This window comes from Devosia sp. (genome assembly GCF_034675085.1).
In the GTDB taxonomy this organism is placed as follows: domain Bacteria; phylum Pseudomonadota; class Alphaproteobacteria; order Rhizobiales; family Devosiaceae; genus Devosia.
Genome location: NZ_JAUCDN010000206.1, coordinates 1 through 5,943 on the forward strand (window position 1 = coordinate 1; position 5,943 = coordinate 5,943).

Sequence of the window (5,943 nt, forward strand, 5' to 3'; positions counted from 1 at the left end):
CGGTCTTGCCGACGCCGGCATCGCCCACATAGAGCGGATTGTTCTTGGAACGGCGGCACAGCACCTGGATGGTGCGGCGCAATTCGGCATCGCGCCCGATCAGCGGGTCGATCTTGCCCTGGCGGGCCTTGTCGTTGAGGTTGACGCAGAAATCGGCCAGGGCCGAGGTCTTCTTGGCCTCCGGGCCGCCCTCGCCATGGCTCTCCCCGTCCTCGGCGCCGCGCACCTTGCGCTCTTCGCTGGGGCCGGACTTGGTGATGCCATGGGAGATGAAATTGACCGCGTCGAGCCGGCTCATGTCCTGCTGTTCGAGGAAATAGGCGGCGTGGCTCTCGCGCTCGGCGAAGATGGCGACGAGCACATTGGCGCCGGTCACCTCCTCGCGGCCCGAGGACTGCACATGAATGACCGCGCGCTGGATGACGCGCTGGAAGGCGGCCGTGGGCCGCGCATCCTGGCCATTGGCCACGATGAGGCTGTCGAGCTCCTCGTTGATGAAATCTTCGAGATCGCTCCTGAGCGCGTCGATATCGACGTCGCAGCCGGTCAGAACGGCGATCGTTTCACGGTCGTCGGTCAGGGCCAGCAGCAGGTGTTCGAGCGTAGCGAACTCGTGATGACGCTCACGCGCCAGGTTCATCGCCTGATGCAGAGCCTTTTCAAGTCCGCGGGAAAATGAGGGCATGTGATATTCCTATTGCTTTTCCATCACGCATTGCAGCGGATGCTGGTTCTTGCGTGCCGTATCCATGACCCGGGTGACCTTGGTCTCGGCCACCTCATATGGATATACGCCGCACTCACCCACCCCCGTCTGGTGAACATGCAGCATGATCTGCATGGCGTCTTCACGCGATTTGTTGAAGACATCCTGCAAGACCAGAACGACGAATTCCATCGGCGTGTAGTCGTCGTTGAGCAGCAGCACCCGATAAAGGCTCGGGCGCTTGGTCTTGGGACGCGTCTTGGTCACGGTCCCGGTTTCCACCCCGCTTTTGCCGCCATCGCCATTGCCCTCTCCCTCCGGGCCAGCCGCAAGCCGCCGGGAAACCGGAGACGGGCGGAGCAAGGAAGGGGCGTCGAAATCTACGTCGAAATTCGTCATGGCGGAGCGTCGGTCGTGATCGGGGCGAAGCAGCATGGTGAGGCTCATTATGTAGGCAAAATCGGCGCAGTGTTAAGGGGCATCCTATGCTGATCCGGCAATGGGGCGGGGCAGTGGCGGTTTTCGTCCCGCCGCCAGCGAGCCTTCATGGGGCCGGCATCGTCACATCATTCCAACAGTCCGGCCAAAATCGGTTGCATTTTACGGATTCGTAACGGCGCGCCGCTAGGGTGCAAAAAGCAGGATCGTTCGGGCGGCGTGGGGCTCACCCGGAGGAGACGGCAAGTTGCGTTGCGTAAGGCACAGAAGTGCCTCTCGAGTAAAAGTTGGAGTACCGGGTGGCTTCCCAGGCGAAAACCCCATGGCACGTCACGTTGTTGCGTGCCTTTGCCGCAGTCCTCGTCGTTGTGGCCGTCGGCCTGCCAATGGCGGCGCCGGCCCAGGCAATCGAAAATCTCAGGAAATATGCGGGCATCGTCGTCGATGCCAAGTCGGGCAAGGTGCTTTACGAAGAAGCCGCCGACGCCAAGCGCTATCCGGCATCCGTGGCCAAGGTCATGACGCTCTACATCCTGTTCCAGGAACTGAGCGCGGGCAATATCAAGCTCTCCACCAAGATGACCGTGTCGGCCCATGCCGCCGCCGCCGTGCCCACCAAGCTGGGGCTGCGCGCCGGCGCCACCATCAGCGTGGAAGACGCCATCAAGTCGCTGGTGACGCTGTCGGCCAATGACATGGCCCGCGTCATCGCCGAGCATATCTCGGGCTCGGAATCCAAATTCGCCGAGCGCATGACCGCCACCGCCCGCGCCCTGGGCATGCGCAACACCACCTATCGCAACGCCTCGGGCCTGCCCGATGGCGGTCAACTCACCACCGTGCGCGACCAGGCGATCCTGGGCATCGCCATCTACCAGCATTTCCCCAATTACTACGAGTATTTCCAGACCAAGAGCTTCAGCTACGGCAAGGCGACCTATGGCAATCACAATCGCGTGCTGGGCTATATGGGCGCCGTGGACGGCATCAAGACCGGCTATATCAACGCCGCCGGCTCGAACCTGCTGACCGCCGCGCGCAAGGATGGCCGCCATATCGTGGTCGTCGCCTTCGGCTTCAACACCGCCGCCGCCCGCGACGAGAAGGTGCGCCAGCTCGTGGCCAATTACCTGCCCAAGAGCCGCAGCGGCACCTATGTGGCGCAGATCCCCGTGCCGGGCCGCCAGGGCGGCAATGTGCAGGTGGCCGTCGCCCAGCCGACGCGCCCGGTCTTCGTCATGCCGATGCCGCTGCCCGGCTTCCGCCTGGCCGAACTGGTGGCCGCCAATGGCGCCCGCCCGCAGGCCCCGCTTACCCAGCCCATGCCCGAAACCCTGGTCGCCAGCACGCCGGCCCCCGCGCCGATGCCCGCCAATCTGGGATTGCAGCCGGCGGTGCAGGCCGCCAATGTGCTGGCCGCGCCCAGCCAGGCGCCGCAGCCGGCCTATCCCAGCCAGGACGTGATCGGGGCCTGGCTCAGCGATTCCTACAATCTGGGCGCGCCGCCGGCGGCCCTTGGCCAGACCGCGCCTTCCGCCCCGCTCGACATGCAGCCTCCGGCCAATATCGGCGGCGGCGGCTCGCAGCCCATCGACCTGCTGACCTCGGGTTCGGTGCAGACCGCCGAAGGCGCGGCGCCGGGCGGCTGGGTGGTGCAGATCGGCGCCGGCCCCTCTGAGGACAGCGCCCGGGCGCTGCTCTCCGACGCGGCCGGCAAGGTCGGCACGCTCGGCGATTTCCGCTCCTATGTGGAGCGGTTCGAAAAGAACGGCCAGGTTTTCTATCGCGCCCGTTTCGTCGGCTTCGGCGGCCGGGACGATGCCAACGCCATGTGCAGCCAGCTCAAGCAGCAGAATCTGAGCTGCCTGGCGATGCAGAGCTGAGCCCGGGCCGGTGACGAAAAGAGGTTCGACGCCACGGCGCCGGCCCGCGAGAACTGCAAATTGGTGCTTGTGTCTGGAGTAGCCCGATGAGCGAACATACTGCCCTCAAGGAACTGGCCCGCTTCGCCGGTCAATCGCCATTGGCGGCCGAGGACATGGCCATGCGCAATCGCGCCCTGGCCGGCATGACGCAGCGCATGCTGCCGCGCCGGCGCGGGGTGGGCGACATGCTGGCGGTGGTGCTGGCCCTGTCGGCCCGCACCCGCCGCATGGTGCAGGAGCCGGTGGGCATCGACCTCGACGTCTTCGCCCCCGGCGGGCGCCGCGCCATATGGCTCGACCTGGGCCAGCGCTGAAGCCGGCCCCCGGGCAGGGGCACCTGATCGGCTGAACGGCCCTATCGCGCCGGGCGGCGCAGGCTGAAGGCCAAAAGAAAGACGACATAGAGCACGGCCGGGCCCCAGAGCGCGCCCAGGCCGAACCGCTGATGGCCCCCCGCACCCAGCAGCGCACCGGCGAGCAGCGAGGCCCAGACCAGCATATGCTGGGCCCAGCGCCAGGGCGGCGCCTGGCGGCACAGCGCCCGGGCCAGGTCCTGCCCGGCGGTGAACAGCGTGCCGGTGACGAAGGTGGTTCCCAGCCGCACCGAGCCCACCGATGGCAATATGGCGTTCTGTGCGCCGGCGCCGGTGGCCAGCACCAGCATGAATTGCTGCGCCGGCAGGCCCAGCCCGGCCAATGCCAGGGTGCCCGCGAAGCTGACCAGCACCAGTGCCGTCACCGCCGCCGAACCCCAGCGCGGCCCGGCCCAGATGGCGGCCAGCGAGCCGGCCAGGCTCCCCAGGAAAAACAGCAGCACCAGCGAGCCGGTCATGCGCGCCACCGGCCACAGCCCCTCCACCAGGGCATTGCCCAATTGGGTGGTGTTGCCGCTCATGAAGGAAATGAAGTGACCGCCGAGCTCGATGAAGCCGACGGCATCGGCAAAGCCTGCGGCGGCGGTGAGCAGCAGGCCGAGGCTGAGTTTGGAAGTGGGTGTCACGAGGGACTCCGGGCCAGGGCATCGGACCGAAAAGTGCGAAGCGGTTTTCGGATCGCTCCGATGCGGTAACAAATTGGTGGAGCGCCCGACGATCCGACTCCATCGGATCGTCGGGCGCTCCGGGCGCGGGGACACTGGCAAGCCGCTGCGCGCCGCGCAAGCCCGGCCGCACGCCGCGCGCCCAGCCGGCGCGGGAATCCCGGCCTTGCCGGACTTTCCTAACGATTTGCTAACCAGAGACGGCCGATCCCCGCTGTTCCCGTTCTTCCCACTAGACATGAACAAACAAGGAACTTATAAGAACATTATAGCAACACGGGAGATGCAGATGCTCGTTTTTCTCAAGGACTTCGCCGCATTCGTCACGCTTGGGGCTTTTACCGTCGGCTCGCTGACCTGGATGGATGTGCTCACCCGACTCGTGTGAGCATGGCTGTGGAATGCCCGCGGCAAGCGGTTTGACCGCGCCGCCGGCTGGCCCTAAAGGTCGATCATGAACGGTCCCGGCTTTATCAACCTGCACGTCCACTCGGCCTTTTCGCTGCTCGAAGGCGCGCTTCAGCTCGAAACCATCCTGAAGCTGGCCAAGGAGGACAGCCAGCCGGCGCTGGGCATCGCCGATACCGGCAATCTGTTCGGGGCGCTGGAATTTTCCGAAAAGGCGACCAAGAAGGGCATCCAGCCGCTGATCGGGGTGGAATTGCCGGTCGATTTCGCCGCTGCCGAGGAGCGCATCAGCGAGCGCGGTCACATCGCCTGGTCGGGCAAGTCCAGCATCGTGCTGATGGCGCAAAGCGCCATCGGCTTCGCCAATCTCTCGCGGCTGGTGTCGCGCGCCTATCTGGAAGGCGAGAACGGGCTGGCCCAGGCGCATCTCGACTGGCTGGCTCCCGAGGCGCTGGAGGGGCTGATCTGCCTTACCGGCGGGCCGGAAGGGGCCATCGACATGCCCTTCGCCCAGGGGCAGGACGCCAATGCGGTGCGCCGGCTCGACCGGCTGGCGGGGCTGTTCGGGGATCGGCTTTATATCGAATTGCAGCGTCATGGCCGGCCGCAGGAGGCGGGGGTGGAGCCGCGCCTGATCGATTATGCCTATCGCAAGGGCATTCCGCTGGTGGCCACCAACGAGCCCTTCTTCAAATCGGCCAGGGAATTCGAGGCGCATGACGCGCTCCTGGCCATTGCCGGGGGCACGGTGCTGGCCCAGACCGAGCGGCGCAAGCTCAACGACCAGTATTATTTCAAGACCCGCGCCGAGATGATGGAATTGTTCTCGGACATTCCCGAGGCGCTCGAATCCAGCGTGGAAATCGCCCGGCGCGTTTCCTACCGGCCGCGCACGCGCGATCCCATCCTGCCCAAATTCGCCGCCGCGCCCGATGTGAGCGAGGAGGAGGCGGTGGCCGCCGAGGCGGAGGCGCTGCGCCGAATGGCCGAGGAGGGGCTGGAGCGGCGGCTGGCCACCACCGGCATCGCGCCTGGCAAGACCGAGCAGGAGTATCGGGAGCGGCTGGAATTCGAGCTGGGCATCATCCAGAAGATGAAGTTTCCCGGCTATTTCCTTATCGTGGCGGACTTTATCCAGTGGGCCAAGGCGCAGAACATCCCGGTGGGACCGGGGCGCGGCTCCGGCGCCGGCTCGCTGGTGGCCTATGCCACCACCATCACCGACCTCGATCCGCTGCGCTATAACCTGCTGTTCGAGCGCTTCCTCAACCCCGAGCGCATCTCGATGCCGGACTTCGACATCGACTTCTGCCAGGACCGGCGCGAGGAAGTCATCGACTATGTGCAGGGCAAATACGGCGCCAGCCAGGTCGCCCAGATCATCACCTTCGGAACGCTGCAGGCGCGCGCCGTGCTGCGCGATGTCG

6 protein-coding genes are annotated in these 5,943 nt (G+C 65.8%); 3 read left to right on the forward strand and 3 right to left on the reverse strand.

Annotated elements, in window-relative coordinates; translation table 11 throughout:
* Together VDP82_RS12685 and clpS are read right to left on the reverse strand one after the other, a co-directional pair.
* Positions 1–685: Clp protease N-terminal domain-containing protein (locus VDP82_RS12685; RefSeq protein WP_323015212.1), on the reverse strand; the 685-nt coding region annotated here is incomplete at its 3' end.
* A 9-nt stretch (positions 686–694) separates the two neighbouring features.
* Entirely contained in the window at positions 695–1,141 is a 447-nt protein-coding gene (gene clpS, locus VDP82_RS12690; protein WP_323015213.1) for an ATP-dependent Clp protease adapter ClpS, read from the reverse strand.
* Positions 1,142–1,443: 302 nt separating this feature from the next.
* Between clpS and VDP82_RS12695 the strand changes: the two genes are divergently transcribed.
* A complete protein-coding gene (locus VDP82_RS12695; protein WP_323015214.1) occupies positions 1,444–3,027 on the forward strand; it encodes an SPOR domain-containing protein in 1,584 nt (527 codons plus the stop codon).
* 86 nt (positions 3,028–3,113) lie between these two features.
* On the forward strand, positions 3,114–3,383 hold the full coding sequence (locus VDP82_RS12700) for a hypothetical protein (RefSeq protein ID WP_323015215.1): 270 nt from the start codon (positions 3,114–3,116) through the stop codon (positions 3,381–3,383).
* 41 nt (positions 3,384–3,424) lie between these two features.
* Here VDP82_RS12700 and VDP82_RS12705 read toward each other — a convergent pair whose 3' ends face one another.
* Positions 3,425–4,069, reverse strand: a complete 645-nt coding sequence (locus tag VDP82_RS12705) for a YoaK family protein (RefSeq protein WP_323015216.1) — start codon at positions 4,067–4,069, stop codon at positions 3,425–3,427.
* A gap of 493 nt (positions 4,070–4,562) precedes the next feature.
* On the opposite strand from VDP82_RS12705, the gene dnaE reads away from it, so the two are divergent.
* On the forward strand, positions 4,563–5,943 hold a 1,381-nt coding region (gene dnaE, locus VDP82_RS12710; RefSeq protein ID WP_323015217.1), incomplete at its 3' end, for a DNA polymerase III subunit alpha.

What these genes read in the sequence shown, in the direction of transcription:
- clpS (WP_323015213.1), bottom strand. Translation starts at nt 1,141, where the DNA reads ATGCTGCTTCGCCCCGATCACGACCGACGCTCCGCCATGACGAATTTC.
- VDP82_RS12700 (WP_323015215.1), top strand. Translation starts at nt 3,114, where the DNA reads ATGAGCGAACATACTGCCCTCAAGGAACTGGCCCGCTTCGCCGGTCAA.